At 62.4% G+C, this 26,735-nt stretch carries 28 protein-coding genes; 16 read left to right on the top strand and 12 right to left on the bottom strand.

Going from position 1 to position 26,735, the window contains the following annotated elements:
* Positions 1-40: 40 nt before the first annotated feature.
* Positions 41-229 carry a hypothetical protein gene (locus PARACOCCUSGL_RS0109935; protein ID WP_010395880.1) on the bottom strand — a complete coding sequence of 63 codons (189 nt, stop codon included), beginning with the start codon at positions 227-229 and terminating at the stop codon, positions 41-43.
* Between the two features lie 56 nt (positions 230-285).
* Between PARACOCCUSGL_RS0109935 and PARACOCCUSGL_RS0109930 the strand changes: the two genes are divergently transcribed.
* Entirely contained in the window at positions 286-738 is a 453-nt protein-coding gene (locus PARACOCCUSGL_RS0109930) for a type II toxin-antitoxin system RatA family toxin (protein ID WP_029371965.1), read from the top strand.
* On the opposite strand, the gene PARACOCCUSGL_RS0109925 is transcribed toward PARACOCCUSGL_RS0109930, so the two are convergent.
* The 3 genes from PARACOCCUSGL_RS0109925 to ccrA form a co-directional block, all read right to left on the bottom strand.
* Entirely contained in the window at positions 726-1,334 is a 609-nt protein-coding gene (locus PARACOCCUSGL_RS0109925) for a hypothetical protein (RefSeq protein WP_010395876.1), read from the bottom strand. The two genes, PARACOCCUSGL_RS0109930 and PARACOCCUSGL_RS0109925, sit on opposite strands and share 13 nt — an antisense overlap.
* Before the next feature lie 102 nt (positions 1,335-1,436).
* Positions 1,437-2,798: an NADP-specific glutamate dehydrogenase gene (gene gdhA / locus PARACOCCUSGL_RS0109920; RefSeq protein ID WP_010395873.1), complete on the bottom strand. Its 1,362-nt coding sequence runs from the start codon at positions 2,796-2,798 to the stop codon at positions 1,437-1,439.
* A gap of 276 nt (positions 2,799-3,074) precedes the next feature.
* Positions 3,075-4,364 carry a crotonyl-CoA carboxylase/reductase gene (gene ccrA / locus PARACOCCUSGL_RS0109915; RefSeq protein WP_010395870.1) on the bottom strand — a complete coding sequence of 430 codons (1,290 nt, stop codon included), beginning with the start codon at positions 4,362-4,364 and terminating at the stop codon, positions 3,075-3,077.
* A 437-nt stretch (positions 4,365-4,801) separates the two neighbouring features.
* Here ccrA and PARACOCCUSGL_RS0109910 point away from each other — a divergent pair, with 437 nt between their 5' ends.
* Entirely contained in the window at positions 4,802-6,760 is a 1,959-nt protein-coding gene (locus tag PARACOCCUSGL_RS0109910; RefSeq protein ID WP_010395868.1) for a protein meaA, read from the top strand.
* Positions 6,761-6,784: 24 nt separating this feature from the next.
* On the opposite strand, the gene PARACOCCUSGL_RS0109905 is transcribed toward PARACOCCUSGL_RS0109910, so the two are convergent.
* Both PARACOCCUSGL_RS0109905 and PARACOCCUSGL_RS0109900 read right to left on the bottom strand, forming a co-directional pair.
* The gene (locus tag PARACOCCUSGL_RS0109905; protein ID WP_010395866.1) at positions 6,785-7,690 is read right to left on the bottom strand and encodes a DMT family transporter; all 906 of its coding nucleotides are present in this window, start codon (positions 7,688-7,690) and stop codon (positions 6,785-6,787) included.
* Positions 7,690-8,259 (bottom strand): peroxidase-related enzyme, encoded by a 570-nt coding sequence (locus PARACOCCUSGL_RS0109900; RefSeq protein ID WP_010395864.1) that lies wholly within the window; start codon positions 8,257-8,259, stop codon positions 7,690-7,692. Before PARACOCCUSGL_RS0109900 ends, PARACOCCUSGL_RS0109905 begins: the two co-directional genes overlap by 1 nt.
* Before the next feature lie 254 nt (positions 8,260-8,513).
* On the opposite strand from PARACOCCUSGL_RS0109900, the gene ffh reads away from it, so the two are divergent.
* The 8 genes from ffh to rpmE are packed head-to-tail and all read left to right on the top strand — an operon-like array spanning position 8,514 to position 13,323.
* On the top strand, positions 8,514-10,010 hold the full coding sequence (gene ffh / locus PARACOCCUSGL_RS0109895) for a signal recognition particle protein (protein ID WP_010395862.1): 1,497 nt from the start codon (positions 8,514-8,516) through the stop codon (positions 10,008-10,010).
* A 4-nt stretch (positions 10,011-10,014) separates the two neighbouring features.
* Entirely contained in the window at positions 10,015-10,542 is a 528-nt protein-coding gene (locus PARACOCCUSGL_RS0109890) for a GNAT family N-acetyltransferase (RefSeq protein WP_010395860.1), read from the top strand.
* 59 nt (positions 10,543-10,601) lie between these two features.
* Complete coding sequence (locus PARACOCCUSGL_RS0109885) at positions 10,602-10,898, top strand: chorismate mutase (protein WP_029371962.1); 297 nt, start codon at positions 10,602-10,604, stop codon at positions 10,896-10,898.
* Between the two features lie 47 nt (positions 10,899-10,945).
* Positions 10,946-11,320, top strand: a complete 375-nt coding sequence (gene rpsP / locus PARACOCCUSGL_RS0109880) for a 30S ribosomal protein S16 (RefSeq protein WP_010395856.1) — start codon at positions 10,946-10,948, stop codon at positions 11,318-11,320.
* A complete protein-coding gene (gene rimM / locus PARACOCCUSGL_RS0109875; RefSeq protein WP_176224496.1) occupies positions 11,317-11,826 on the top strand; it encodes a ribosome maturation factor RimM in 510 nt (169 codons plus the stop codon). The genes rpsP and rimM overlap by 4 nt, the downstream gene beginning before the upstream one ends.
* Positions 11,823-12,704, top strand: a complete 882-nt coding sequence (gene trmD / locus PARACOCCUSGL_RS0109870) for a tRNA (guanosine(37)-N1)-methyltransferase TrmD (protein ID WP_010395850.1) — start codon at positions 11,823-11,825, stop codon at positions 12,702-12,704. The genes rimM and trmD overlap by 4 nt, the downstream gene beginning before the upstream one ends.
* A gap of 2 nt (positions 12,705-12,706) precedes the next feature.
* Positions 12,707-13,090, top strand: a complete 384-nt coding sequence (rplS, locus tag PARACOCCUSGL_RS0109865; RefSeq protein WP_010395848.1) for a 50S ribosomal protein L19 — start codon at positions 12,707-12,709, stop codon at positions 13,088-13,090.
* An 11-nt stretch (positions 13,091-13,101) separates the two neighbouring features.
* Positions 13,102-13,323, top strand: coding sequence for a 50S ribosomal protein L31 (gene rpmE, locus PARACOCCUSGL_RS0109860; RefSeq protein WP_010395846.1), 222 nt, complete (start codon positions 13,102-13,104; stop codon positions 13,321-13,323).
* 92 nt (positions 13,324-13,415) lie between these two features.
* Here the strand turns inward: rpmE and PARACOCCUSGL_RS0109855 are convergent, their stop codons facing one another.
* A complete protein-coding gene (locus PARACOCCUSGL_RS0109855; RefSeq protein ID WP_010395844.1) occupies positions 13,416-13,622 on the bottom strand; it encodes a hypothetical protein in 207 nt (68 codons plus the stop codon).
* Positions 13,623-14,038: 416 nt separating this feature from the next.
* Between PARACOCCUSGL_RS0109855 and PARACOCCUSGL_RS0109845 the strand changes: the two genes are divergently transcribed.
* The 3 genes from PARACOCCUSGL_RS0109845 (at position 14,039) to PARACOCCUSGL_RS0109835 (ending at position 19,108) form a co-directional block, all read left to right on the top strand.
* On the top strand, positions 14,039-14,821 hold the full coding sequence (locus PARACOCCUSGL_RS0109845; RefSeq protein ID WP_010395842.1) for a division plane positioning ATPase MipZ: 783 nt from the start codon (positions 14,039-14,041) through the stop codon (positions 14,819-14,821).
* Between the two features lie 67 nt (positions 14,822-14,888).
* Positions 14,889-16,055 (top strand): efflux RND transporter periplasmic adaptor subunit, encoded by a 1,167-nt coding sequence (locus PARACOCCUSGL_RS0109840; protein WP_010395839.1) that lies wholly within the window; start codon positions 14,889-14,891, stop codon positions 16,053-16,055.
* Positions 16,052-19,108 (top strand): efflux RND transporter permease subunit, encoded by a 3,057-nt coding sequence (locus PARACOCCUSGL_RS0109835; protein WP_010395837.1) that lies wholly within the window; start codon positions 16,052-16,054, stop codon positions 19,106-19,108. The genes PARACOCCUSGL_RS0109840 and PARACOCCUSGL_RS0109835 overlap by 4 nt, the downstream gene beginning before the upstream one ends.
* Positions 19,109-19,177: 69 nt before the next feature.
* Here PARACOCCUSGL_RS0109835 and PARACOCCUSGL_RS0109830 read toward each other — a convergent pair whose 3' ends face one another.
* From PARACOCCUSGL_RS0109830 to PARACOCCUSGL_RS0109810, 5 genes are all read right to left on the bottom strand, one after another.
* The gene (locus PARACOCCUSGL_RS0109830; RefSeq protein ID WP_010395834.1) at positions 19,178-20,482 is read right to left on the bottom strand and encodes a pyruvate dehydrogenase complex dihydrolipoamide acetyltransferase; all 1,305 of its coding nucleotides are present in this window, start codon (positions 20,480-20,482) and stop codon (positions 19,178-19,180) included.
* A 14-nt stretch (positions 20,483-20,496) separates the two neighbouring features.
* A complete protein-coding gene (locus tag PARACOCCUSGL_RS0109825) occupies positions 20,497-21,864 on the bottom strand; it encodes a pyruvate dehydrogenase complex E1 component subunit beta (protein ID WP_010395831.1) in 1,368 nt (455 codons plus the stop codon).
* A 13-nt stretch (positions 21,865-21,877) separates the two neighbouring features.
* Positions 21,878-22,888 carry a pyruvate dehydrogenase (acetyl-transferring) E1 component subunit alpha gene (pdhA, locus tag PARACOCCUSGL_RS0109820; RefSeq protein ID WP_010395829.1) on the bottom strand — a complete coding sequence of 337 codons (1,011 nt, stop codon included), beginning with the start codon at positions 22,886-22,888 and terminating at the stop codon, positions 21,878-21,880.
* Between the two features lie 211 nt (positions 22,889-23,099).
* On the bottom strand, positions 23,100-23,393 hold the full coding sequence (locus PARACOCCUSGL_RS0109815) for a septum formation initiator family protein (RefSeq protein ID WP_029371956.1): 294 nt from the start codon (positions 23,391-23,393) through the stop codon (positions 23,100-23,102).
* Positions 23,394-23,428: 35 nt separating this feature from the next.
* Positions 23,429-24,730, bottom strand: a complete 1,302-nt coding sequence (locus PARACOCCUSGL_RS0109810) for an acetylornithine deacetylase/succinyl-diaminopimelate desuccinylase family protein (RefSeq protein ID WP_010395826.1) — start codon at positions 24,728-24,730, stop codon at positions 23,429-23,431.
* Positions 24,731-24,834: 104 nt separating this feature from the next.
* Between PARACOCCUSGL_RS0109810 and PARACOCCUSGL_RS0109805 the strand changes: the two genes are divergently transcribed.
* The 3 genes from PARACOCCUSGL_RS0109805 to deoC are packed head-to-tail and all read left to right on the top strand — an operon-like array spanning position 24,835 to position 26,735.
* Positions 24,835-25,116: a hypothetical protein gene (locus PARACOCCUSGL_RS0109805; protein WP_010395824.1), complete on the top strand. Its 282-nt coding sequence runs from the start codon at positions 24,835-24,837 to the stop codon at positions 25,114-25,116.
* A gap of 11 nt (positions 25,117-25,127) precedes the next feature.
* On the top strand, positions 25,128-25,787 hold the full coding sequence (locus PARACOCCUSGL_RS0109800; protein ID WP_010395822.1) for a DUF1523 family protein: 660 nt from the start codon (positions 25,128-25,130) through the stop codon (positions 25,785-25,787).
* Between the two features lie 3 nt (positions 25,788-25,790).
* Positions 25,791-26,735, top strand: coding sequence for a deoxyribose-phosphate aldolase (gene deoC, locus PARACOCCUSGL_RS0109795; protein ID WP_010395818.1), 945 nt, complete (start codon positions 25,791-25,793; stop codon positions 26,733-26,735).

The following is a 26,735-nucleotide window of genomic DNA, read 5'->3' as shown; positions in this document are numbered from 1 at the left end:
CGGGGCGCGCCGGGATCAAAGGGCGCGGCAGTGCCGCGCCTTACGGGCGCTGCAAATGGATGCCGCGCGGCCGTTCGGTCGTTGCCCAGTCGGGCCAAAGGCCGAAATATTCCAGCCCCGCGATCACCAGACCAAGGGCGATGACGGCGAACACCAGCTTGACCATGCGGGCACTGGGCGGATTACGCGCCCAACGTGACGCCCGGATCAGCCAGATGAGGTTGTTCATGTGTCCCTTTCCCTGCTAGTGCTGCGCCGAAATTCGAATACGTCCCGGGACGAGCCTTGCCTCAGCACAGCGACAGCCGAAATCTACCTTATACCGCCGACCAGATGTATGCACTGGTGGCCGATATCGAAAGGTACCCGCAGTTCCTGCCATGGAATACCGCCGCCCGTATCCGCTCACGCAGGCCGGGGGCGCCGGGCAGCGAGGTGGTCGAGGCCGATCTGGTCATCAGCTTCAAGGTCTTTCGCGAGCGATTCGGTTCTCGCGTCACGCTGTGGCCGCAGGATAAGCGCATCGACACCGAATATCTGGACGGGCCGTTCAAATATCTGCGCAGCGGCTGGGCCTTTGCCGACCTGCCCGAAGGCGGCTGCCGTGTCGATTTCTTTGTCGATTTCGAGTTCCGCAACGCCGTGCTGGGCAAAGTGATCGGCGTCGTCTTTGGCGAGGCGATGTCGCGCATCGTCCGTGCCTTTGAAGATCGGGCAAAGGCGCTTTACGGCGTCTGACGCGCGGCCTGCCAGATCTGATAGTCGCGCGACAGGGTTTCGCGCAGCCTGACCTCGGTTTCGGGCTCAAGCTCGGTCACGGCTGTGGGCGAGACATTGCGGCGTGGCAGCCGGATTGGCGTCTCCAGCCGCCGTGACAGGAATTCCGTCAGTGCGGGCATGGCCTCATAACGGAAGATGTAATCGACAGCGATATTGCCCTGTTGGTCGGTCAGCAGGTCGGATTGCCGACCGAGCCGGGCATAGGCGGGGCGGTTGTCCATTTCCAGCAGGTAATCGGCGGCGAAACGTTCAAAGCTGATATGGGCGGTACTGTTGGGATGACCGATCAGCGTGTCGCGGGCCCGAAAGCGATACCAGCTGCGCAGCCATTCCAGCGGCTCGCGGATCACAGCGACGGTCTGGAACTCGGGATTGCCCAGAGGGGCGAGCAGGGGGCGGATGCGTGCGCGATACTGTTTCAGGTTCAGATGCTTGATCTCGGGCCGGGTGCGCAGGACGATCTCGGCCTTGGGGGCGAGCGCCTCTTCCAGGGCCGTGGTGCCGGTCTTTGGGACCGACAGTAGCACGATGCGAGGCTTGATGAAGATCAGCATAACTGGTGGCAACCCGTAGAAAATAACATTCCCGCCGATTAGCGGTCGCGTACCGGGCTGGCAAGCAGGCGGGCCGGAAGGATCCCGGCCCGCACCGCAGGATCAGATTACGCCAAAAGCGCGCATTGGCTCGGCCACGCGGATAAAGCCCGCGATATTCGCGCCGATGACATAGTCGCCGGGCGCGCCGAATTCCTCGGCGGTGGTGTAGCAGCTGTCATGAATGTCGCGCATGATCGTGGCCAGACGCGATTCGGTCTGCTCGAAGGTCCAGCGATCACGCGATGCATTTTGCTGCATCTCCAGCGCCGAAGTCGCGACGCCGCCGGCATTTGCGGCCTTGCCGGGGCCGAACTTGACGCCGGCCTGCTGGAAGGTGCGGATTGCTTCGGGCGTGCAGGGCATGTTCGCGCCTTCGCCGACAGCGATAACGCCGTTGCGGATCAGCCTGGTTGCGTCCTTGCCGGTCAGCTCGTTCTGGGTGGCCGAGGGCATGGCGACGTCGCAAGCCACGTCCCAGATCGAGCCTTCGCCGGATTTCACGAAATAGGCACCGTTGCCCTCGCCCTTCACGCGGATGTATTGCGAGATACGGGCGCGGCGCACCTCTTTGATTTCCTTGAGAAGTTCAAGGTCGATCCCGGCTTCGTCCACGATATAGCCCGAGCTGTCCGAGCAGGCGATGACCTTGCCGCCGAATTCCTGCACCTTTTCGATGGTGTAGATCGCGACATTGCCCGAGCCCGAGACGACGACGCGCTTGCCGTCGAAATCGGTGCCGCCGGTGCGCAGCATGGCCTGCGTGAAATAGGTATTGCCGTAGCCGGTCGCCTCTTTGCGGGCCAGAGAGCCGCCATAGAACAGGCCCTTGCCGGTCAACACGCCGGCCTCATAGCGGTTGGTCAGCCGCTTATACTGGCCGAACATATAGCCGATCTCGCGCGCCCCAACGCCGATATCGCCTGCAGGCACGTCAGTATATTCGCCAAGGTGGCGGTAAAGCTCGGTCATGAAGCTTTGGCAAAAGCGCATGACTTCGCCATCCGAACGGCCTTTTGGATCAAAGTCCGAGCCGCCTTTTCCGCCACCGATGGGCAGGCCGGTCAGCGCATTCTTGAAGATCTGCTCAAAGCCCAGGAACTTGATGATGCCGACGTTCACCGAAGGGTGGAAGCGCAGGCCACCCTTGTAGGGACCCATAGCCGAGCTGAACTGGACGCGAAAGCCGCGGTTGATCTGAACCCGGCCCTTGTCGTCGGTCCACGGCACGCGAAAGATGATCTGACGCTCGGGCTCGCAGATGCGTTCGATCAGCGCGTCCTCAAGGTAATCGGGACGCTTGGCGACAACACGGCCAAGGCTTTCCAGAACCTCGCGCACAGCTTGATGGAATTCAGGCTCGCCCGCGTTGCGGCGGACCACTTCTTCATAGATTGGAGCAAGCTTGTCGTCGATTTGCGGCATGTCGCGGAATCCTTCCCTTGGGGTCGGACGGCTCCTTAGCGCAAGCTTCAGGCAGTTTGAATGGGGGAAGGGTAAAAGTTAGGCAAAATGCCGAAATTTTCGGCGAAGTGATCGATCTATGCGACAGGAAATTCAAAAATATCAGGATTTAAGACGAATCGCATCTGCCTGCTGACAGGGCAGAGACAGTCTGCGCAGACAAATGGCGCCCGCAAAACAGAAAGGACCGCCCGGCGCCTCCACTCGCCGGACGGTCCGAATGCGCAAGGGTCGGGGTCAGCGGCGCCCCGCCTCAAGCGCGTCCTCAAAGGTGCGCAGGCCGGTCACCGGGGCCTGGACCAGTACCGCCATATTGCCGGGCTTGTGTTCGTTGCGCAGCATTTTCACATGCGCCTGCGGGATCTCGGCCCAGGGAAAGACCTCGGACATACAGGGATCGAGCCGGCGTTCCAGCATCAGGCGGTTGGCCTCGGATGCTTGTTTCAGATGGGCGAAATGGCTGCCCTGCAGGCGCTTTTGGTGCATCCAGAGGTAGCGGACGTCAAAAGTGCAGTTAAAGCCCGAGGTCCCGGCACAGATCACGACCATGCCGCCCTTTTTGCAGACGAAGGTCGAGACCGGGAAAGTCGCCTCCCCTGGGTGTTCAAAAACGATGTCGACGTTGTTGCCCTTGCCGGTAAAGTCCCAGATCGCCTTGCCAAAGCGGCGGGCCTCGTTGAACCATTCCTTATATTCAGGGGTGTTCACCTTTGGCAGCTGACCCCAGCACTTGAACTCTTTGCGGTTGATGACGCCTTTGGCCCCCAGGCTCATGACGAAATCGCGCTTGTCCTCATCCGAGATCACGCCGATGGCATTGGCGCCAGCGGTGTTGATCAGCTGAATGGCAAAGCTGCCGAGCCCGCCCGAGGCGCCCCAGACCAGCACGTTCATGCCCGGTTTCAGCTCATGTGGTTCATGCCCAAAGAGCATGCGGTAGGCGGTGGCAAGGGTCAGCGTGTAGCAGGCCGATTCCTCCCAGGTCAGATGGCGCGGGCGGGGCATCAGCTGCTGGGCCTGAACGCGGGTGAACTGAGCAAAGCTGCCGTCCGGGGTTTCATAGCCCCAGATGCGCTGGCTGGGCGAAAACATCGGATCGCCGCCGTTGCAATGCTCGTCATCGCCGTCGTCCTGGTTGCAGTGGATGACGACCTCATCCCCGACTTTCCAGCGTTTGACCTTGTCGCCAACCTTCCAGACGATCCCCGCAGCGTCCGAGCCAGCGATGTGATAGGGCGCGCCATGGCCGTCAAAGGGGCTGATCGGCACGCCGAGGCAGGCCCAGATGCCGTTGTAGTTGACGCCTGCCGCCATCACGAGGACCAGCACCTCGTTGCTGTCGATGCTGGGGGTGTCGACGACTTCGATCTGCATGGCTTTGTCGGGTTCGCCATGGCGTTCACGGCGGATGGCCCAGGAATACATCTGCTTGGGCACATAACCCAGAGGCGGCATTTCGCCGATCTCGTAAAGGTCCTTTTCCGGCGCGTCATAGGGCGCGATGGGGGTCGGTTGGTCCAGGGCCATGTCACATTCCTCTCTTGCCGCTTCCTTGCGCCAGCCTTTCCGCCGCGGCGCAGAATCAGCGCGGGTTGTGAGGCTGGTTGTAAGGGCGGTTGCGCAATATTGCAATATTCCTGATGAAGAATTTGTAATAATCTGTCGTAACGGATTTCATCTGCTGCGACGCGGCGGACGCTGATCCGACGATTGCTCCTGCGATCACCCTCAGCCGTATAGAACCGCCGAAAGATCAGCTTTCAGCAGAGCATGCCGGGCTGGTTCTGCATCTGCATCGTACGGGTGACGGTACGATTGCGCGGCCGTATGCAGCGGTTTGCGGCAATTTCAGGCGGAATGCCTCGTCATGTGCCATCTTTCGATCTCTGCGATGCGGCGAATTGACCGGGCACGATTGTTACGCTATCCATCCGTCAGTCGTAATATTATTTCGGGGGCAGATCGTGGCCGAGAAAGACAAACCCTGGCTTTTCCGCACCTATGCGGGCCATTCGACCGCCGAGAAATCCAATGCACTGTATCGTACCAACCTGGCCAAGGGGCAGACTGGTCTGTCGGTGGCTTTCGACCTGCCGACCCAGACCGGCTATGACAGTGACCACGTTCTGGCGCGGGGCGAGGTCGGCAAGGTCGGTGTTCCGATCTGTCATCTGGGCGATATGCGGATGCTTTTCGACCAGATCCCGCTGGAGCAGATGAATACTTCGATGACCATCAATGCGACCGCGCCCTGGCTGCTGTCGCTTTACATCGCGGTGGCCGAAGAGCAGGGGGCCGATATCTCGCGTCTGCAAGGCACGGTGCAGAACGACATCATCAAAGAGTACCTGTCGCGCGGGACCTATATCTGCCCGCCGAAACCCTCGCTTCGGATGATTACGGATGTGGCGGCCTATACGGCGAAACATCTGCCCAAATGGAACCCGATGAACGTCTGCTCTTACCACCTGCAAGAGGCTGGGGCGACGCCTGAACAAGAACTGGCCTATGCGCTGGCCACCGGTATCGCGGTGCTGGACGATCTGAAAACCAAGGTCGCGCCGCAGGACTTTCCGGCGATGGTCGGGCGCATCAGCTTTTTCGTCAACGCGGGCATCCGTTTCGTGACCGAAATGTGCAAGATGCGCGCCTTTACCGAGCTGTGGGATGAGATCTGCCGCGAGCGTTACGGCATCGAGGACGAGAAATACCGCCGCTTTCGCTATGGTGTGCAGGTAAACTCGCTGGGGCTGACCGAGCAGCAGCCGGAAAACAACGTCTATCGCATCCTGCTTGAGATGCTGGCGGTGGTGCTGTCCAGAAACGCCCGCGCCCGTGCCGTGCAGTTGCCCGCATGGAACGAGGCGCTGGGTCTGCCGCGGCCGTGGGATCAGCAATGGTCGCTGCGGATGCAGCAGATCGTTGCCTATGAGACAGACCTGCTGGAATATGGCGATCTATTCGACGGCAACCCCGTGATCGCTGCCAAGGTCGACGAACTGAAGGCGGGCGCCCGGGCAGAGCTTGCGACGCTGGATGAGATGGGCGGTGCGATCGCCGCGATCGAATATATGAAATCGCGGCTGGTTGAATCGAATGCCGAACGGCTGAACCGGATCGAGGCGAATGAGACGGTGGTCGTGGGCGTCAACCGTTGGCAACAGGGTGAGCCTTCGCCGCTGACGGCCGGGGATGGCGGGATCATGATCGTCGATCCGGCGGTCGAACAGGAACAGATAGCCCGGCTGAAAGCATGGCGCGAGGCCCGCGACGAGGGGGCCGTCGAGGCCGCCCTCGCCGCGCTGCGCGATGCCGCGCAGAGGGGCCAGAATGTGATGCCGCCCTCGATTGCCGCTGCCAAGGCTGGGGCGACTACCGGCGAATGGGCGGCGGTGATGCGTCAGGTTCACGGCGAATACCGTGCCCCGACCGGCGTATCGGCAAGCCCCTCGAACCGGACCGAGGGGCTGGAGCCGATCCGCGAGGCGGTTGATGCTGTCAGCCGCCGCCTTGGCCGCAGGCTGAAGTTCGTGGTCGGCAAGCCCGGTCTTGACGGTCATTCGAACGGTGCCGAGCAGATTGCCTTCCGCGCCCGTGACTGCGGCATGGACATCACCTATGAGGGTATCCGCCTGACCCCCGAACAGATCGTGACCCGCGCTGCGCAGGATCAGGCCCATGTCGTCGGCCTGTCGATCCTTTCGGGCAGTCACCTGCCGTTGATCGAAGAGCTGATGGAGCGGATGCGCGCGGCTGGCCTTGCCCATGTTCCGGTGGTGGTCGGCGGCATTATCCCCGAGGATGACGCGGCAAAGCTTTTGGAGATGGGCGTCGCGCGCGTCTATACGCCCAAGGATTTTGAGCTGAACCGGATCATGATGGATATCGTCGCCCTGGTCGAACCCGCAGAGGCGGCCGCCTGAAAGGGCGGCCTTGCGGGGCTGTTGTCAGTCCTTGAGCAGCAGCAAAAGGGCGGCGACGGTTGCCAGCACTCCGGGCAGGACGACGGGCGGCGGCATCTGATGGGTCAGGACCGCCTCGACCCCGATGACCCAGATCGGGGTCAGATAGGTATAGGCAAGCACCTTGGATGAGGGCAGGCGCATGGCGGCGAACTGGACCAGCACCGTCGTAAGGGCGCTGGCAAAGATCGCCACATAGAACAGCGTCACCCAGACGATCAGCGGCAGATGCGCCCAGTCAGTATGCAAGATTGCAGGCGCCCCCCAGATAAGCAGCAAGATCCCCCCTGCAAACAGCGTGGCAAAGGTCGAGACGAGCGCGCTTTCCCCCCGGTTCAGCCGCCGCACCATCGGCGTGTATAGCGCGTGGGCTGCGCAGCCGATCAGATAGATCGCCTCGCCCCGGCCGAGCTCAAGCCGCATCAGCGCCTGAAGATCGCCGCGAAAAATCACCCAAAGCGACCCAGCCGCCCCCAACGCCAGCGCTGTCGCAATGCGTCCCGTCAGGCGTTGGCGCACCAATAGCCAGCCAAAACCCGCAGCCATCAGCGGCGTCAGCGTAAAGACCACGGCGGCCGAGATGGGGGGCGCGGTCTTGAGCCCCTCGAACATCAGGACGAAATAGGCCGCAAACAATCCACCAAGCACCAGATAGCGCCATGGTGCGCGAAAGGCGGCGCGCTGAATGCCGGGGCCGGCCATGACGATGCCGCCGATCACCCCGGCGGCAATGGCAAAGCGGGCGGCCGAGATTGCCGCCGGGTCGATCAGATTCGCCGCCCGCGCCCCAAGCGAGAAAGAGCCCGCGATGGCGGCCGAAAACAGCAACATCGCGGCATGACCCTGTAACGCCTCGCGGCGGGTGTCGGGTACGGCGGAAAGTTCGGCCATCAGTTGCGGCCCAGCATGTAGAATTCGTCGTTTGGCCGGATGTCGCCCGCGTTCACCAGCCGGTTCGACATGCCGAAAAAGGCCGCGATGGCGCCGATGTCCCAGATTTCATCGCCGGTGAAACCGGCGTCGCGCAATGCCTGATGGTCCTCTTGGCCGATCTGCTGGGCATTCAGCGCCACTTTCTCGGCATAGGTGAGCATTGCGCGTTCACGTGGCGAAATATCGGCCTTGCGCCAGTTCACGGCCACCTGATCGGCGATAAAGGCGTTCTTGGCGCGGATGCGCAGGATCGCGCCATGGGCGACAACGCAATACTGGCATTGGTTCAGGCCCGAGGTGGCGACCACGATCAGTTCACGCTCGGCTTTGGTCAGTCCCCCCTCGCGCTCCATCAGCGCGTCGTGATAGGCAAAGAAGGCACGGAATTCGTCGGGCCGATGCGCCAGCGCTAAAAAGACATTGGGGATAAAGCCCGATTTCTCGGCCACTTTGCGGATGCGTTGCGCGATATCCTCGGGCATCTCATCAAGTGTGGGAACCGGAAAGCGGCTGATGGCATGGGTCATGGCTTTCTCCTTTCCGGCGAGGTTTTCATCAAAGCCGGGGCGGGGTCAATCGCCCGGCGCGGCTTCTCTGCCTTGACTCCTTGCGCCAACGGGCCTATCCATCCCCGGATTCCCGGAAGGTCTGCCCTTCCGGTCCCCGTCCTTTGCGGGGATCGCCCCCCGTCAGCGCGTTGCGCCCACGGGGGCGTTACTGCTTATCGCGTCTCGTTCGCGGGGCGCGCCTGGATTACGGCAACGACCTATGGAGGGCGCCGATGTTTGAAAACCTGTCCGATCGCCTTGGCGGCGTCTTCGACCGGCTGACCAAGCAGGGCGCGCTGTCCGAAGAGGATGTCGCTGCCGCCATGCGCGAAGTGCGCGTCGCACTGCTTGAGGCCGACGTTTCGCTGCCTGTCGCACGCAGTTTTGTGAAATCGGTGACGCAAAAGGCCACTGGCGCCGCCGTCACCAAGTCGATCACCCCCGGTCAGCAGGTGGTTAAGATCGTCCATGACGAACTGATCAAGGTCCTGCAGGGCGAGGGCGAACCCGATCAGCTGCGCATCGACAACCCTCCGGCGCCGATCCTGATGGTCGGTCTGCAGGGCTCGGGCAAGACGACCACGACCGCGAAACTGGCCAAACGCCTCAAGGACCGCGAGAAAAAGCGGGTGCTGCTGGCCTCGCTGGACACCAACCGCCCGGCCGCGATGGAGCAGCTGGCGATCCTTGGTCAGCAGATCGGCGTCGATACCCTGCCGATCATCCCGGGCGAGAATGCGGTCCAGATCGCCAAACGCGCCCGGCAGCAGGCGACGCTGGGCGGCTATGACGTCTATATGCTGGACACCGCCGGCCGTCTGCACATCGACGAAGTGCTGATGGATGAGGTGCAGGCCGTCCGTGACGTCGCCAACCCGCGCGAAACGCTGCTGGTCGTCGATGGTCTGACCGGTCAGGACGCGGTGAACGTCGCGAGCGAATTTGACGGCAAGGTCGGCATCACCGGCGTTGTGCTGACCCGGATGGACGGTGACGGCCGTGGCGGTGCGGCGCTGTCGATGCGTGCCGTGACGGGCAAGCCGATCCGCTTTGTCGGTCTGGGCGAAAAGATGGACGCGCTTGAGGTCTTTGACGCTCAGCGGGTTGCTCGCCGCATCCTCGGCATGGGCGATATCGTTGCGCTGGTCGAGAAGGCCCAGGAGGTTCTGGAGGTCGAACAGGCCGAGCGCATGATGAAGCGCTTCCAGAAGGGCATGTTCAACATGAACGATCTGCGTTCGCAGCTTGAGCAGATGCTAAAGATGGGCGGTATGCAGTCGATCATGGGCATGATGCCCGGCATGGGCAAGATGGCCAAACAGGCCGAGGCCGCCGGTTTCGACGACCGGGCGATCAAGCGCCAGATCGCGCTGATCAACTCGATGACCAGGAAAGAACGTGCCAATCCCGATCTGCTGCAGGCAAGCCGTAAAAAGCGCATTGCCGCTGGTGCCGGGATGGAAGTGTCCGAGCTGAACAAGCTGCTGAAAATGCAAAAGCAGATGGCCGACACAATGAAAAAGCTGGGCAAGATGGGCAAGGGCGGGCTGCTTAAGCAAGCCATGCGCGCCATGACCGGCAGGGGCGGTGGGCTGCCCGATATGGCTGACGTCGATCCCGAAAAAATGGCCGAAGCCACCCGTATGCTGCAGGACCCCAAGGGGCTTGGCGGTCAACTGGGGGGCATGAACCTGCCCGGTGGTCTTTCTGGCCTGTTCAAGAAGAAATAGGCGCATGATCTGTCTGTCCGACACGCCTGTACTGACGACCGAGCGTCTGATCCTGCGCGCCCCGCAAGGCGGCGACTGGCCGGCATGGCGCGATTTCGCGGTCTCGGAACGGGCGCGCTGGATCGGCGGGCCGATGGTCGAGCCGGGGCAAGCCTGGCGCTCTTTTGGCCATATCGTCGGCCATTGGGTGCTGCGGGGTTTCGGCTCTTTCGTGGTGACTGATCGCGACAGCGGGGCGCCTTTGGGCTCGGTCGGGCCGTGGTTCCCGGATGGCTGGCCCGAGCATGAGCTTGGCTGGACCCTGTGGACGCCCGAGGCCGAAGGTCGTGGCATCGCGCATGAGGCGGCGTTGGTGGCCCGCGACTTTGCCGCCCGTAATCTCGGCTGGACGACGGCGGTCAGCTATATCCTGCGCGAGAACGCGCGCTCGGCCGCACTGGCCGAACGGTTGGGCGCGGTGCGCGATCCCGATGCCGCCCATCCGGGCAAGGATCCTTGCCTTGTTTATCGCCATCCGATGGAGACCGTCTGATGAGCGAGCTGCCCCAGCCGAACCCCGCAGAGCCAGAATCCCAGCCAGCAGAGAACAGCATGTCAGACCCGATCGCCCGCGCCGCGGCCTTGCTTAAGGAACATCGCGCCAGCATCGACAGGCTTGACGCGATCCTTGTCTATACGCTGGCCGAACGGTTCAAGCACACCCAATCCGTCGGTCGTCTTAAGGCCGAACATGATCTTCCTCCGTCCGATCCCACGCGCGAAGCGCAGCAGATCGAGCGGCTGGAACGCCTTGCGCGCGAGGCCGACCTGGACCCGGAATTTGCGCGCAAGTTCCTGAATTTCGTGATCGCCGAAGTGATCCGACATCACGAGACATTCCTCCCCTGACGCGGGGTTTTCCCCGCAACCCCGCCATTTCCAAAGGAGAACTTACAATGGCAATGAAAATCCGCCTGGCCCGTGGTGGCTCGAAGAAGCGCCCCCATTATGCCATCGTCGCCTCTGACTCGCGTATGCCGCGCGATGGCCGCTTTATCGAAAAGCTGGGCACCTATAACCCGCTGCTGCCGAAAGATTCGGAAGATCGCGTCAAGATGAATGCTGAGCGCGTTCAGTACTGGCTGGCTCAGGGTGCTCAGGCTACCGACCGCGTTGCCCGCTTTCTCGAAGCGGCTGGTCTGAAAGAAAAGACCGAGCGCAAGAACCTCAAGAAAGGCGAGCCGGGCAAGGCTGCCAAGGAACGTGCTGAAAAGCGCGCCGCCCGTGAAGCCGCGGCTAACGCTCCGGCCGAAGAAGCCGCTTCGGAATAAGAATGACCGAGCGGGTCTGTGTGGGTGCGATCGCGGGCGCCTTTGGCGTCCGGGGCGAGGTGAGGCTCAAGAGCTTTACCTCGCAACCAAATGACATCGCTGCATATTCTCCGCTTTATACCGAAGATGGCAGCCGCTCGTTCACCGTCCGCCTGACCCGGCCGGTGACGGGCGGACTTGGCGCCCGGCTGTCGGGCGTTGAAACGCGCGAAGAGGCCGAGGCGCTTAAGGGCGTGACGCTTTGGGCTGATCGCGACAAGCTTCCGGTGCTGCCGGATGACGAATTCTACCATGCCGATCTGATTGGTCTGCCGGTCTATGACACCGGGGGGCAGCTGCTTGGCAAGGTGCGCGCGATCTATGATCACGGCGCAGGCGATATACTTGAGGTCTTTGGACCCGGTCGCCGTCAGACCCTGCTTTTGCCCTTTACCCGCGCCTTTGTGCCCACGGTCGATCTGACCGCAGGCCGCATCATTGCCGATCCGCCCGAGGATGAGGAATGAGCGGTGAGGGCGACAGCTCAGGGATGAAATCCCATGGCCGGCTGTCGATCCGGGCCAGCGGGCAGCCACGCGACCTGTTGGCCGAGCCGCAGGTCAGGGGGGCATGGACCGCGCAGGTCATCACCCTGTTTCCCGAGGCATTTCCAGGGGTTCTGGGACTATCTTTGACCGGGCGGGCGCTGTCTCAGGGGCTATGGAATCTGCGCAGCATTGACCTGCGCCCCTTTGGTGTCGGGCGGCACCGCAATGTGGACGACACCCCCGCGGGCGGCGGTGCCGGCATGGTGATCCGTCCCGATGTGATGGACGCGGCCCTGCGCGAGGCGGGGGCGGGGACCAGGAATGCGCTGCCGGTGATTTATCTTTCGCCACGCGGCCGACCATTTACCCAGGCCCGCGCCAAGGAACTGGCCCAAGGGCCTGGCATGACGCTGATCTGTGGCCGGTTTGAGGGTGTGGATCAGCGCGTGCTGGACGCCCATGACGTCGAAGAGATCAGTATCGGTGACTATGTCCTGACCGGCGGAGAGCTTGCCGCTCAGGTCTTGATCGACGCGACTGTTCGGCTTATACCGCGCGTGCTGGGGAATCAGGAGTCTCTGGCCGAGGAGTCCTTTTCCGACGGCCTGCTTGAGCACCCTCAGTACACGAAGCCCGCCCTTTGGGAAGGCCGCGCGATACCGGACGTTCTGCTGTCCGGAAATCACGCGGCCGTTGCTGATTGGCGGCGCGACATGGCCGAAAGGCTGACAAAGGAACGCCGCCCCGACCTGTGGCGGGCATATGAGCAGGCTCATATGGACCCGGCTAAGGACCGACAGCTCTCGGGCGCATCAGACCAATCGCGGGGCTACCGCGAGCATCAAGAGGACTCATAGCGATGAACCTGATCGCCCAACTGGAAGCCGAGCAGATCGCTGCGCTCGGCAAGAACATCCCGGATTTCAAGGCCGGCGACACCGTGCGCGTCGGCTACAAGGTGACCGAAGGCAGCCGCACCCGCGTGCAGAACTACGAAGGCGTGGTCATCTCGCGCAAGGGCGGTGACGGTATCGGCGCCTCGTTCACCGTGCGCAAGATCTCGTTCGGCGAAGGCGTCGAGCGTGTCTTCCCGCTTTATTCGACCAACATCGATTCGATCACCGTGGTGCGCCGTGGCCGCGTCCGCCGCGCCAAGCTGTACTACCTGCGCGATCGTCGCGGTAAATCGGCCCGTATCGCCGAGGTCACCAACTACAAGCCCAAAGCCGAAGCCGAGGCCTGAGGAGACGCGACATGAAAGCAGACATCCATCCCGATTATCACCTGATCGAAGTCAAAATGACCGACGGCACCACCTATCAGGTGCGTTCGACCTGGGGCAAAGAAGGCGACACCATGTCGCTCGACATCGATCCGACCTCGCACCCCGCCTGGACCGGTGGCTCGGCCAAGCTGATGGACACCGGGGGCCGCGTGTCGAAGTTCAAGAACAAATACGCCGGTCTCGGCTTCTGATCCCAGAGCCAGCCAGATACACGAACGCCGCCCCAAAAAGGGCGGCGTTTTACTTTTGCACGATCCGCGTTGGTGACCCTCCGGTCGGTTGATCAGAAGGCAAGGCCCAGGATCGGCATCCAGACCGGCGAACGCGGCGGACGGTTCAGCGGCAGGCCGGTCATATGGCCATTGCCGGTGTCGATGACCACGCGCCCGTCATGATATTCCCGCAGGACCGGTCCCTGCACGCTTTGATGGTCCGAAAGGGCGATGGTCGCATAGCCTTGGTCTGGCTTGGAAAATACGGCGTGTATCATTGGATCGCTCCTTTCCTGGCAAGGCTGTGGGTGGTGACCCGGCGCATCGCGGCCCGGGCTGGCGCTAATAGGGCAGGGGTGCTTGGCCGCGGCATTGCCGTGCCGCCAAAGACCGGGGGATGACTCGTTGTGATCATCTCTGGTTCCTCCTCCTCACCGATCCTTGCGGTCTCGGCATGAATATATAACGACATAGCAGATCGTCTTTTTCAAGAATAAAAAGCGACTCACCTGGTCGTGATGAAAGAATGAAGCTGGAACAAAAGGTTGCAGTGCGGCCACGGCTGGAACTGACGTGACATTTCACGCCCGGAAAAGGCTTGTTTTACAGCGATTCGCGCGGTGTCGGCGCTTTTCATCGCTGCGGCTGCGGCCTATGTTTCGGCGCGACGCGGCCGGGCATGGCAGGGGGATTCGTGGCGCATATCATCGTTGTCGGCAATGAGAAGGGCGGTTCGGGTAAGTCCACGACCTCAATGCATGTGGCGACAGCGCTGGCGCGCATGGGCCATCGTGTCGGCGCGCTGGATCTGGACGTGCGTCAGCGCAGTTTTGGCCGTTATCTGGAAAATCGTGCTGCCTTTTCACAGCGCGAGGGGCTGGACCTGCCCATGCCGCTATTGGCCCATCTTGAGGCTGATGCGCCTGAGGGTTCGGATCCGCTGTCTCAGGCCGTTTCCGCGCTGGAGGCAGAATGCGATTTTATCCTGATCGACTGTCCTGGCTCGCATACCCGGCTTAGTCAGATGGCGCATACGCTGGCCGATACGCTGATCACCCCGATGAACGACAGTTTTGTCGATTTCGACCTTTTGGCGCGGCTGTCCCCCGAAGGCAAGATCCTTGGCCCCTCGATTTATGCCGAGATGGTCTGGTCTGCCCGCCAGCTGCGTGGTCAGGCGGGTGCGGGGCCGATCGACTGGCTGGTGCTGCGCAACCGGCTGGGAACGCAGGCCATGCACAACAAGCGCAAGGTCGGCAGCGCCCTGACCAACCTGTCGCGCCGCATCGGTTTCCGTGTCGCCCCCGGTTTTTCTGAACGGGTGATCTTTCGTGAACTTTTTCCGCGCGGTCTGACGCTGCTTGATCTCAGGGACATCGGCACAGAACAGCTCAGCATGTCAAATATTGCAGCGCGTCAGGAACTCAGGGACCTGATGACTGCGTTAAACTTGCCTGGCGTCAGCGTTTCCTTTTGAACCGCCCGCCATTGTTGCCGGGCCTGCGCGCCACTATGTTGCGCCGCAGATTGGTTAGGAGAGGACGATGACGGCAGCCAGCCGATTCATCCGTATTGTGGTGCTCGCCCTTGCTTTGCCGATGGGGCCTGCTGGCACGGCCACAGCTCAGGCGGCGGATGCCGCAGAACAATCTGAATTACCTGTAGTCACGCTGGCGACCGCCAGGCAGGACTGGATCGAGGCCCGCGTGCCGGTCTCGGGTTCTTTGGTGGCGCGGCAAGAGGTGCAGATCCACGCCCTCGTCTCGGGGCATGAAATCACCAGTATTGATGCCGAGGTCGGCGACCGGGTCGAAGAGGGGCAGGTTCTGGCCCGTTTGTCCGAGGATGTGCTGGCCGCGCAACTGGCGCAGGCCGAGGCCGAATATCAGCGCGCGCTGGCCGGCGTCAGCCAGGCCGAAAGCCAGATCGCCAGCGCCGAGGCGACCCTGACGCAAGCCGTCGCGGCGCTGGAGCGGACACGCAGCCTGCGTAAAAGCGGCAATGCCAGTCAGGCGGTCCTGGATCAGGCCATAGCGACCGAGGCCTCGGCCCGGGCGGCCTCGGCTTCGGCCTCGGACGGGCTGGGGGTTGCGCGCGCGGCGCTGGCGCTTGCTGAGGCGGCGCGTAGCATCGCGCAGCTGAATCTTGATCATGCGCGCATCACTGCGCCGGTCGACGGCGTGGTGGTGGCGCGGACAGCACGCCTTGGCGCGATACCGGGCGGTGGTGGTGATCCCCTGTTTACCCTGATAGCCGGTGGCGAGGTTGAGCTGGAGGCCGATGTGATCGAGACCGCGCTGACCCAGCTTAAACCCGGTGATCCGGCCGAGATTGAGGTTGCTGGCCTTGGCAAGGTCGCGGGCAAGATGCGGCTGGTTCCGGCTGCTGTCGATCCGGTGACGCGGCTTGGTCAGGCGCGGATCGCGCTTGACCCCGACCCACGGCTGCGGCCGGGGCTTTTTGCCAGCGGCTGGATCATCACCGAGCGCCGTCAGGCCCTGACTTTGCCCAGCTCTGCCATTCTTGCCGATGCCTCGGGTGAGCGGGTCCAGGTGGTCAAGGACGGGCGGATCGAGTCCCGCCCGGTTCGCGCCGGACTATTGTCGCAGGGCCGGCGAGAAATCCTTGAAGGGGTCGCGCCGGGTGAACAGGTGGTGGCCAGGGCTGCGGCCTTTTTCCGCAGTGGCGATCAGGTGCGGGCGGCCCAATGAACTTTTCGGCATGGTCCATCCGCCACCCTGTGCCGCCAATTGCGATCTTTCTCGTGCTGGTGCTGGTGGGGCTTTACAGCTTCAGCCGGCTGGCGGTCACGGCTATGCCGAACATCGACCTGCCCTTGGTCAGCGTTGTGGTCAGCCAGCCCGGCGCCGCACCGTCAGAGCTGACGCGGCAGGTGGTTCAACCGATCGAGGACTCGATTGCCTCGATCACCGGCGTGCGGCACATCACCTCATCTGCGACCGACAGTTCGGCACGGATCTATGTCGAATTCGAGCTTGAGACCGACACCGACCGCGCAGTCAACGACGTCAAGGATGCCGTCGCCAAAGTCCGGGCAGACTTGCCCGAGTCGATTGTCGAACCGCTGATTCATCGCATCGACGTCAGCGGCATGGCGATCCTGACCTATGCCATCAGCAACCCCGGCATGAATATCGAAGAGCTGTCGGATTTCGTTGATGATGTGGTGTCGCGCGATCTTTCGACCGTGCCCGGCGTGGCCAGCATTACCCGGATCGGCGGCGCGGATCGCCAGATCAATGTCGAGCTGGACCCCGCCCGGATCATGGCCTTTGGGCTGACCGCGGCCGAGATATCGGAACAGCTGCGGGCCAAGAATATCGACATGGGCGGTGGACGTGGCGATCTGGCCGGGACCGAATACACCATCCGCGCGCTGGGATCGGCCGATGATGTCTCACTTCTGGCCGCGACGCCCATTCTGGTCGGCGGTGGCCGGACAGTGCGGCTGGACCAGCTTGGCACTGTCACGGACGGGGCCAGCGAAGAGCGCACGTTTGCGTTGCTTGACGGTCAGCCGGTCGTTGCCTTTGGCGTCTTTCGCGCCAGCGGCCAGTCCGATCTGGTCGCAGGTGACGGGACCAAGGCCCGTATCGCCGAGATCGAAAAGCGACATCCGGGCACCAGGATCACGCTGATCGACGATGCGACGACCTATACCTCGGGCAGCTATCATTCGACCATGGACACGCTTTACGAGGGCGCGTTCCTGGCGGTGGTGGTGGTGTTTTTGTTCCTGCGCAACTGGCGCGCGATGCTGATCGCGGCGACTGCGCTGCCCCTGTCGATCATCCCGACCTTCTTTGTCATGCACTGGCTGGGCTTTACGCTGAACGGCATCAGCCTGCTTGCGATCACGCTGGTCACCGGCATCCTTGTCGATGACGCCATCGTCGAGATCGAAAACATCGTCCGCCATATCAACATGGGCGTGCCCGCCTATGACGCGAGTATGGAGGCCGCGAATGAGATCGGCCTGACCGTCATCGCGATCAGCTTTTCAATCGTCGCGGTCTTTGCTCCGGTCAGTTTCATGGGGGGGATTCCCGGGCAGTACTTCAAGCAATTCGGCCTGACCGTCGCGGTCTCGGTGCTGTTTTCGCTGCTGGTTGCGCGACTGATCACGCCGATGCTCGCCGCATATTTCCTGCGCGACAACACCCGTCTGGCCGAGGAACGCGATGGCCCGCTGTTGCGCGGTCTGATGGGCGTGCTGGGCTGGACTCTGCGCCATCGCGGGCTGTCGCTGCTGATGGGGCTTGGTGTTTTTGCGATCTCGATCTTTTCGGCAACGCTTTTGCCGACAGAATTCATCCCCGCCTCGGATGTCGGGCGTAGCCAGGTCACCGTCGAACTGCCCCCCGGCTCGACCGTGGCCGAGACCGAGGCGATGGCGCGCGAGATTTCGCACCGTATCAAGACCGCGCCCGAGGTGCGCTCGGTCTTTGTCAATGGCGGTGATGAGGACGTGACCAAAGCCACGCTGATGGTCAATTACGGCCCCAAGGAAGAGCGTGGGCGTTCAAGCTTTCAGATCGAGGATGAGCTTAAGCGCGAGCTGTCGACGATCCCCGATGTGCGCATCAACTTCCAGAACGAAGAGGGGAACGCCGATCTTTCCGTCTCGGTCCTTGGCGATAGCGAAGAGGGCGCGGCCGAGGCGGCCGAGCGGCTGGGCGCGGCGGTGAAGACCCTGCCCACGCTTGAAGGGATCACCTCTTCGGCCAGTCTTCAGCGGCCAGAGATTCAGGTCCATCCGCGCCCCGAAGTTGCCGCGCAACTGGGTGTGACCGCCAGCGCATTGGCCACCACCCTTCGCGTTGCGACGCTGGGCGATACCGAATCGAACCTTGCCAAGTTCAATACGGGCGACAAGCAGATCCCGATCATGGTGCGGCTGAACGAATCCGCGCGGCGCGATCTGATGACAGTGCGCAACCTGAGGGTGCCAAGTTCAGCCGGGCAGGTGCCGCTTGAGGCCGTGGCGGATGTCACCCTCTCTGCCGGGGCGACTGAAATCGGGCGCTATGACCGGCGTTATCGGACCACGGTTTCGGCAAACCTTGCCCGTGGCGCACTGCTTGGTCCGGTCAGTGCAGAGGTTGCCGCCCTGCAAGGCGAGGTCGAGCTGCCACCGGGAACCGAGATCCAGCCCTCGGGCGATGCCGAGATTATGGGTGAGGTGTTCCAGGCCTTCTCGGTCGCGATGATCTCGGGCGTGATGCTGACCTATGTCGTGCTGGTGCTGCTGTTCCACAATTTCGTCACCCCGATTTCCATCCTGATGTCGCTGCCGCTGGCGATCGGTGGGGCGATCCTTGCGCTGTTCCTGACCGGGAACTCGATCAGCATGGCGGTGGTCATCGGCTTTCTGATGCTGATGGGGATCGTGACCAAAAACGCGATCATGCTGGTGGAATTCGCGGTCAGCTCAATGGACCAGGGCATTGATAAGCGTACCGCCATTCTGGACGCGGTTCATAAGCGCGCGCGCCCTATCGTGATGACCACCATTGCCATGACTGCGGGCATGGTACCTTCGGCCATCGGCACGGGAGAGGGGGCCGAGTTCAGCTCTCCGATGGCGATTGCGGTGATCGGGGGGCTGCTGCTTTCGACGTTGCTGTCGCTGTTGTTCGTACCGTCGCTGTTCTCGGTCGTTCATGGCGGACAGGTCAGGATCGCGCGTTTGTTGCGGCGCTGGATCGGGCTGAACGTCGCTTCGAAACCCGCGGGCGAATAAGAGAGCTGCATCTGAATATGAAAAAGGGGGCCCGAGAGCCCCCCCTTTTTATTGCTGTGGCTGATCGGATCAGGCCAGCATACCCATCGGGTTTTCCAGATGTTTGACGATGGCTTCCAGCAGCTGGGCGCCAAGCGCACCGTCGATCACCCGGTGATCGACCGACAGCGTCATCGACATGACATTGCGGATCACCACTTCGCCATTCTCGACCACAGGGGTTTGAATGCCGGCACCGACCGCCAGGATCGCGCCGTGCGGCGGGTTGATCACTGCATCAAAGTTCTCGATCCCGAACATGCCGAGGTTCGAGATCGCAAAGCTGCCGCCCTGATATTCGTGGGGTGCAAGCTTTCTGGTCTTGGCGCGGTTGGCCAGATCCTTCATCTCGGCCGAAAGGGCGGACAGCGTCTTTTGCTGCGCGTCCTTAAGAACGGGGGTAAAGAGCCCGCCCTCGACTGCGACGGCGACCGCGACATCCGACGGTTTCAGCTTAAGGATACGGTCGCCTGCCCAGACGGCATTGGCATCCGGCACCTCTTGCAGCGCCAACGCGCAGGCCTTGATGATGAAGTCGTTGACCGACAGTTTCACGCCCCGCGATTCAAGCTGCTTGTTCAGCATGGCGCGGAACTTCATCAGCTCGTCCAGCTTGGCCGAGCGGCGCAGATAGAAATGCGGGATGGTCTGTTTGGCCTCGGACAGCCGCGCGGCGATGGTGCGGCGCATGCCGTCCAGCGCCACCTCTTCGGTTTCGCGGTCGGCATACATCTTGAGGATGGTCTCTGCCGAAGGACCTGCCGGTGCGGCAGCAGCCGGGGCGGGGGTCGCCGCTCTCGGGGCTTCGGCGGTGGCAGGCTTGGCCGCGCCGGGCTTTGCACCCTCGACATCCGCCTTGACGATACGACCACGCGGACCAGAGCCCTGAACCGTGGCAAGGTCGATGCCCTTTTCCGCCGCGATGCGCCGGGCCAGAGGCGAGGCAAAGATACGCCCGCCCTCAGCCGATTTTGGCGCAGCCGGGGCAGGCGCAGCCGGGGCTGCCGCCGCCGGAGCGGCCTCTGCTTTCGCGGCCTCGGGCTTGGCCTCTGCCTTGGGTGCGGGGGCCGAACCGATGTCATCGGCGCTTTCGCCATCCTCAAGCAGGACAGCGATGGGGGTATTGACCTTTACCCCCTGGGTGCCCTCGGCAATCAGGATCTTGCCCAGGACGCCCTCATCAACGGCCTCGAATTCCATCGTGGCCTTGTCAGTCTCGATCTCGGCGATGATGTCGCCGGATTTGACCTCGTCGCCCTCTTTCACCAGCCATTTGGCCAGCGTGCCTTCCTCCATGGTCGGAGACAGGGCGGGCATCAGGATTTCAGTCGGCATCTTCTGCCCTCCCCTTAACGGTAGGTGACTTTCTTCACGGCTTCGACGACTTCGGCGGCAGTGATCAGCGCGTGCTTTTCAAGGTTGGCCGCATAAGGCATGGGCACGTCCTTACCGGTGCAGTTGATGACCGGAGCGTCGAGCCAGTCGAAGGCGTTCTCCATCAGATGGGCCGAGATGTGGTTGCCGATCGAGCAGACCGGGAAACCTTCTTCCACCGTCACGCAGCGGTTTGTGCGTTTCACCGATTCGATGACGGTCGCATAGTCGATCGGGCGCAGGGTGCGCAGATCGATGACCTCGGCTTCGATCCCTTCGCCAGCCAGCGTCTCGGCTGCTTCCAGCGCGTGGGTCATGCCGATGCCAAAGCTGACGATGGTCACGTCGCGGCCGGGGCGTGCGATGCGCGCCTTGCCAAACGGGATGGTAAAGTCCGGCAGATCCGGTACTTCGAAGCTGCGGCCGTAAAGGATCTCGTTCTCAAGGAACACGACGGGGTTACCATCGCGGATCGCGGTCTTGAGCAGGCCTTTTGCGTCAGCTGCGGTATAGGGCATCACCACCTTCAGACCGGGGATCTGCGCATACCAGGCTGCGTAATCCTGGCTGTGCTGGGCGGCCACGCGGGCGGCGGCGCCGTTCGGTCCGCGAAAGACGATGGGGCAACCCATCTGCCCGCCCGACATGTAAAGCGTCTTGGCGGCCGAGTTGATGATATGGTCAATCGCCTGCATGGCGAAGTTGAAGGTCATGAACTCGACGATCGGCCGCCCCCCTGCCATAGCGGCCCCGGTGCCGATACCGGCAAAGCCGATTTCCGAGATCGGCGTATCGACCACGCGGCGCGCGCCGAACTTGTCCAGCAGCCCCTGGCTGATCTTGTAGGCGCCCTGATATTCGCCGACCTCTTCGCCCATCAGGAAGACGGTCTCGTCACGCTCCATCTCTTCGGCCATGGCTTCGCGCAGCGCTTCGCGCACGGTCATGGTCTTCATCGGCGTGCCTTCCGGCCAGTCGGGCGACAGGTCCGCTACCGGTGCGGGGGCAGGTGCGGCGGCCTGGGCCGGAGCTGCCGGAGCCTCAGCCTTTGTCTCGGCAGGTGCTTCGGCTTTCGGTGCCGGGGCGGAATCGACGGATTCGCCTTCCTCGACCAGAATGGCGATCGGGGTGTTCACCTTGACCGCTTGCGTACCCTCGGGGATCAGGATCTTGCCAAGGATGCCTTCATCAACGGCCTCGAATTCCATCGTGGCCTTGTCGGTTTCGATCTCGGCGATGATGTCGCCGGATTTCACGCTATCCCCTTCCCTGCCCAGCCACTTGGCCAGCGTGCCTTCCTCCATGGTCGGCGACAGGGCGGGCATCAGGATTTCGGTTGCCATGGTTCCCTCTCCCTCAGGCGCTCTTTTCTTCGGCGTAGATATCGGTCCACAGCTCTTCGAGCGGCGGCTCCGGGCTTTCCTTGGCGAACTCGGCAGAGTCGTTCACGATTTCCTTGATCTCCTTGTCGATGGCCTTGAGGTCGTCTTCGGAGGCATGTTTGCCCTGCAGCAGCAGCTCGCGTACGTGTTCGATGGCGTCGCGTTCGTCGCGCATCTTCTGCACTTCTTCGCGGGTGCGGTATTTCGCCGGGTCGGACATCGAGTGGCCGCGATAGCGGTAGGTCATGACTTCAAGGATGTAGGGACCCTTGCCGGCGCGGCAATGCGCCACCGCTTTTTCGCCCGCTGCCTTGACGGCCAGCACATCCATGCCGTCCACCTGTTCGCCGGGGATGCCGAAAGCCTCGCCACGGCCGTAAAGCGTGGTCGAACGGGTCGAGCGTTTGAGCGAGGTGCCCATCGCATACTGGTTGTTCTCGATCACGAAAACCACCGGCAGTTCCCAGATCGTGGCCATGTTATAGGTCTCATAGACCTGACCCTGGTTGGCGGCACCATCACCGAAATAGACGAAGGTGACGTTGTCATTGCCCCGGTATTTGTCGGAAAAGGCAAGACCGGCCCCCAGGGGCACCTGCGCGGCGACGATGCCATGGCCGCCGTAGAAGTGTTTTTCGCGGCTGAACATGTGCATCGAGCCGCCCTTGCCTTTGGAATAGCCGCCGATGCGGCCGGTCAGCTCGGCCATCACCCCGCGTGCGTCCATGCCGCAGGCCAGCATATGGCCGTGGTCACGGTAGCTGGTGATGCGCTTGTCGCCTTCCTTGGCGACGGATTCCAGACCGACGACGACGGCCTCTTGCCCGATGTAGAGGTGGCAGAAACCACCGATCAGGCCCATGCCGTAAAGCTGACCGGCCTTTTCTTCGAATCGGCGGATCAACAGCATGTCGCGATAGTATTGAAGCAGCTCATCTTTGGACACGTTCGGCGTGCTCTGCCTGGCTGCGGGCTTTCTGACCATGGGCCTCCTCCTCGGGGCGGGGAATAGTTCAGCGTTAAACTAATTCTAGGCGAAGCTGTCGGGGGAAGTAAACCGGACTCGTGCATAGGTCCAGACACCAGATGCAGAAAGCCGCCCGAAAGGCGGCTTGAGCAAGTGTGGCGATGCAGGAAAAGGCAGTTCGCAGACCGGATATCCGGGCAGGCCGGGATCGTGCGCTTTGCCTGAGAGCCTAGCGGATGATGATTTCGTCAGCGCGCACCAGGCCCAGAACGTCGCGGGCACGTTCGTCCAGCAGGTCCACGTCCAGAAATTCATCCGACAGCCGGCGGGTCAGATTGCGCATCCGGTCCACCTCGGCCTGCAGCTTGTTGCGCTGCTGGACCAGCTCTTGCGTTTCGGCTTGCAACTGCACGCGCCGCAGGATGCCAGAGGGACCCTGAACCGCCGCATAGGCAAAATAGACGCCCAAAAGGATCATCACGACGAAAAAGATCAGGGCGCTGATCGACAGGCGTTGGTTCATATGGGGCTCGGCGGCTGCTCGGCTGTTTTGCGCGATCATGCCACAGGTGGGCCTTGTGGGGAATCCCCCGCGGGGCCACGCAGGATGTCATCAAGCACCAGCGCCATAACACAGGCGGAATCCTGCATATCCTGCACGCCTACCCATTCATCGGGCTGATGGGCCAGATCCAGAACACCCGGCCCATAGGCGATGCAGTTCTTGAGCTTGCCGATGCGGTCGATGTGTTTTTGATCATAGGTGCCGGGGCTGACGACATATCCGGCAGTCCGGCCCAGTACCCTCTCAATTGCGGCGGCGGTCGAACGCACGACCGGTGCTTCGCGGTCGGTCATGCTGGGGATGACCTCGAACAAATCCCGGATTTCGTAAACAAATCCAGGACGTTGCACCTTGATTTTTTCAAGGAGCGCCGTGACCTCACGCTTGACCTCGGCGAGATCCTCTTCGATCAGAAAGCGGCGGTCGATGACGATGCGGCAGCGGTCGGCGACGCAGGGCGCAGGCAGGCCGGTAAAATCGGGACCCAGATCCGGCTCTCCGCCATGGATCGAATTGATGTTCAGGGTCGAGTTCCGCGCACCCTCGGGGATCACAGGCATCTCGGTGTGCTTGCTCAGCAGCAACGGGAACAGGGTGCGTTCCATTTCCTCAAGCACTGCGCCCATGTGGCGGATGGCGCTGTCGCCAAGGAAGGGCATCGAGCCGTGGGCGATGCGGCCGTGGGTCTCGATCTCGGCCCACCAGACGCCACGATGGCCAAGGCAGATGCGGTCCTTGTGCAGAGGCTCAGGGATGATGACGTGATCGACATGGGCAAAGGCGCCTTGCTGGGCCAGATAAGCCACGCCGCCAAAGCCGCCCGATTCCTCGTCAGCCGTGGCGCTGATCTCGATCTGGCCGGGATGGTCGGGATACAGGGCAACAAATGCCTCGGCCGCGATGATACTGGCGGCCAGCCCGCCTTTCATGTCGCAAGCGCCGCGGCCATAGATGCGCCCCTCATCCAGCTCTGCGCCAAAGGGGTCGCGGCTCCAGCCATGGCCGACCTCGACCACGTCATGATGGCTGTTGAAATGCACGCATTCCCCGGGCGGGCCACCGCGATGGCGGGCGACAAGGTTCCAGCGCGGAAACTCTTTGCTGTCGCCGGGGGCACCATGGGCGCGGATCAGTTCGCACTCCCACCCCTGCGGGGCCAGCCGCGCCTGCAGATATTCGCAGATCTCGCGGTAATGTCGTCCCGGCGGGTTCAGGGTCGGAATGCGGATCAGGTCCTGTGTCAGGCGGACCAGGTCTTCGCGGCGGTTCTTGATCTCTTGGGCAAGCGCGTCCATGACCCAAGGCTAGGCCGGGTTCGGCGGTACGGCAATGGGGTCATTGACAGTTGCCGCGCGCGGGCCTTCCATGGGGCAGGCTTCTTGCAAACTGGGTCGGCCCGATGATTGCCTTTCTGCGCCTGATCGGCATGGTCCTGATCGTTGAGCTGATCTTTTACCTGCTGATCGGCATCTATATCCGCAGCCTGCGCCGGGAAGAGCTTGAAGAAGAGTGGGATCGCCGTCATCCCGAACGTGCGGGACCTTCACCGGAACGAGCCGAGTTCGTGCGGCGTTCGATGGTGGGTTTCAGCAAGACCCTGCAAGCGCGGCTTGTCGGGTTGGTGCTGGTTCTGCCGGTGGTCGCGATCATCGTGATCATCGTGATCGTGAATTACAATTAAGGGGGGCGCCGATGCGCTGGTTCCTGACCGTCCTTGGGGTGATCTTCGGGATCGTGGTCTTTTTGTTTCTGGACTACACGCTGCCCGCAAAGCAGACGGTTCGCATCACCAACACCTATAACCGGCTGACCGATATAGGTGCGAATGCGATCTTTTATGCCTCTCCCGATACCGGGACGGTGCAAAACGCCCAAGGCCAGCGCGACGTGCGGTTCATCGACACGGTGCGTCCCAACGGCAAACCCTATGTCTATCGCAATGAAGACACCGGCTGGATCTGGCCGCCCTATTTCAAATACGACAGTTCGAACCTGCATGCGCAGGCGACCGACCTGCGCTCGACCTCGGCCAATCCGGAATGGGTCAGCGTGACCTCTTATGGTTGGCGGATTGCGTGGCTGTCGATCTATCCCAACGCCATTGCGATCAAGCCGGTGGCGGGACCCGAGGTCAAACCCTTTAACTGGGCGGCGCAGATCATCCTGCTGATCCTTGGCGCGCTGCTGTTTCTGATCTGGCGCATGTGGAACCAGTTTCGCGAGCGTACGATTGACCCGGCCGTCCGCTCGGCTGACGAGGCATGGGACCGTATTGACGCTCGTGCTGATGCGGCACGTGCCAGCGCCCGTGGGCGTCTGCGGCGCGGCTGGGATTGGCTGCGGGGGCGCTGAGTGATGGAGCGTAAGAACCCTGGCACGGATTTCCGCCTCGACTGGTTTGAGAATATCGCCATCAACACCCCTGCGGCTGAGCGCCGCGCGGCAAGCCTGAGCGCCCGCCGCAGCCTGAAAAAGGAATGGCAGGCGGCGTGGCTTTTGAACGCGGTGCGCTGCATCGACCTGACTACGCTTTCGGGGGATGACACAGCGGATCGCGTTGCCCGGCTATGCGCCAAGGCGCGCCAGCCGGTGGACGCAGGCCAGCTTGCTGCGCTGGGGGGTGAGGGTCTGACCACCGGGGCGGTCTGCGTCTATCCGACCATGGTGGCGGCGGCAAAACGGGCGCTGCAGGGCACTGTGATTCCCGTTGCCTCGGTGGCGACGGGCTTTCCGGCCGGGCTGATGCCGCTTGACCTGCGGCTGGCCGAGATCCGCTATGCGCTGGATCAGGGCGCGGATGAAATCGACATCGTCATTTCTCGCGCGCTGGTTCTGCGCGCCGAATGGGCGGCGCTTTACGATGAGATATGCGAGATGCGCGAAGCCTGTGGCGCGGCCCGGATGAAGGCCATCCTGGCGACGGGTGAGCTTAAGACCCTGACGAATGTCGCCAAGGCCAGCCATGTCGCCATGCAGGCCGGGGCTGATTTCATCAAGACCTCGACCGGGAAAGAGCCGGTGAACGCGACGTTGCCCGTCTCGCTCGTCATGTTGCGGGCGATCCGTGATTATCGGGACCGCACCGGTTTTGCCGTCGGATTTAAACCGGCCGGAGGGCTGCGTACCGCCAAGGACGCGCTGAACTGGCAGGTGCTGATGGCCGAAGAGCTTGGCCGTGACTGGCTGCGGCCCGATCTGTTCCGCATCGGCGCAAGCTCGCTGCTGGCTGATATCGAGCGGCAGCTTTCCCATCACGTGACTGGCCGTTATGCGGCGGTCCATCGACTGGCGGCGGGGTAA

Origin of the sequence: Paracoccus sp. TRP, assembly GCF_000185925.1 — a bacterium.
Classification (GTDB): domain Bacteria; phylum Pseudomonadota; class Alphaproteobacteria; order Rhodobacterales; family Rhodobacteraceae; genus Paracoccus; species Paracoccus kondratievae.
This window is presented reverse-complemented; position numbering and strand designations above follow the sequence as displayed.

What these genes read in the sequence shown, in the direction of transcription:
- PARACOCCUSGL_RS0109900 (WP_010395864.1), bottom strand. Translation starts at nt 8,259, where the DNA reads ATGACCCATGCCATCAGCCGCTTTCCGGTTCCCACACTTGATGAGATG.
- pdhA (WP_010395829.1), bottom strand. Translation starts at nt 22,888, where the DNA reads ATGGTCAGAAAGCCCGCAGCCAGGCAGAGCACGCCGAACGTGTCCAAA.
- PARACOCCUSGL_RS0109830 (WP_010395834.1), bottom strand. Translation starts at nt 20,482, where the DNA reads ATGCCGACTGAAATCCTGATGCCCGCCCTGTCTCCGACCATGGAGGAA.
- PARACOCCUSGL_RS0109810 (WP_010395826.1), bottom strand. Translation starts at nt 24,730, where the DNA reads ATGGACGCGCTTGCCCAAGAGATCAAGAACCGCCGCGAAGACCTGGTC.
- trmD (WP_010395850.1), top strand. Translation starts at nt 11,823, where the DNA reads ATGAGCGGTGAGGGCGACAGCTCAGGGATGAAATCCCATGGCCGGCTG.
- ccrA (WP_010395870.1), bottom strand. Translation starts at nt 4,364, where the DNA reads ATGGCCCTGGACCAACCGACCCCCATCGCGCCCTATGACGCGCCGGAA.
- PARACOCCUSGL_RS0109890 (WP_010395860.1), top strand. Translation starts at nt 10,015, where the DNA reads ATGATCTGTCTGTCCGACACGCCTGTACTGACGACCGAGCGTCTGATC.
- PARACOCCUSGL_RS0109840 (WP_010395839.1), top strand. Translation starts at nt 14,889, where the DNA reads ATGACGGCAGCCAGCCGATTCATCCGTATTGTGGTGCTCGCCCTTGCT.
- PARACOCCUSGL_RS0109885 (WP_029371962.1), top strand. Translation starts at nt 10,602, where the DNA reads ATGTCAGACCCGATCGCCCGCGCCGCGGCCTTGCTTAAGGAACATCGC.
- PARACOCCUSGL_RS0109815 (WP_029371956.1), bottom strand. Translation starts at nt 23,393, where the DNA reads ATGAACCAACGCCTGTCGATCAGCGCCCTGATCTTTTTCGTCGTGATG.
- gdhA (WP_010395873.1), bottom strand. Translation starts at nt 2,798, where the DNA reads ATGCCGCAAATCGACGACAAGCTTGCTCCAATCTATGAAGAAGTGGTC.
- PARACOCCUSGL_RS0109805 (WP_010395824.1), top strand. Translation starts at nt 24,835, where the DNA reads ATGATTGCCTTTCTGCGCCTGATCGGCATGGTCCTGATCGTTGAGCTG.
- PARACOCCUSGL_RS0109825 (WP_010395831.1), bottom strand. Translation starts at nt 21,864, where the DNA reads ATGGCAACCGAAATCCTGATGCCCGCCCTGTCGCCGACCATGGAGGAA.
- PARACOCCUSGL_RS0109905 (WP_010395866.1), bottom strand. Translation starts at nt 7,690, where the DNA reads ATGGCCGAACTTTCCGCCGTACCCGACACCCGCCGCGAGGCGTTACAG.
- PARACOCCUSGL_RS0109935 (WP_010395880.1), bottom strand. Translation starts at nt 229, where the DNA reads ATGAACAACCTCATCTGGCTGATCCGGGCGTCACGTTGGGCGCGTAAT.
- rplS (WP_010395848.1), top strand. Translation starts at nt 12,707, where the DNA reads ATGAACCTGATCGCCCAACTGGAAGCCGAGCAGATCGCTGCGCTCGGC.
- PARACOCCUSGL_RS0109835 (WP_010395837.1), top strand. Translation starts at nt 16,052, where the DNA reads ATGAACTTTTCGGCATGGTCCATCCGCCACCCTGTGCCGCCAATTGCG.
- deoC (WP_010395818.1), top strand. Translation starts at nt 25,791, where the DNA reads ATGGAGCGTAAGAACCCTGGCACGGATTTCCGCCTCGACTGGTTTGAG.
- rpmE (WP_010395846.1), top strand. Translation starts at nt 13,102, where the DNA reads ATGAAAGCAGACATCCATCCCGATTATCACCTGATCGAAGTCAAAATG.
- PARACOCCUSGL_RS0109855 (WP_010395844.1), bottom strand. Translation starts at nt 13,622, where the DNA reads ATGATACACGCCGTATTTTCCAAGCCAGACCAAGGCTATGCGACCATC.
- rpsP (WP_010395856.1), top strand. Translation starts at nt 10,946, where the DNA reads ATGGCAATGAAAATCCGCCTGGCCCGTGGTGGCTCGAAGAAGCGCCCC.
- PARACOCCUSGL_RS0109800 (WP_010395822.1), top strand. Translation starts at nt 25,128, where the DNA reads ATGCGCTGGTTCCTGACCGTCCTTGGGGTGATCTTCGGGATCGTGGTC.
- ffh (WP_010395862.1), top strand. Translation starts at nt 8,514, where the DNA reads ATGTTTGAAAACCTGTCCGATCGCCTTGGCGGCGTCTTCGACCGGCTG.
- PARACOCCUSGL_RS0109925 (WP_010395876.1), bottom strand. Translation starts at nt 1,334, where the DNA reads ATGCTGATCTTCATCAAGCCTCGCATCGTGCTACTGTCGGTCCCAAAG.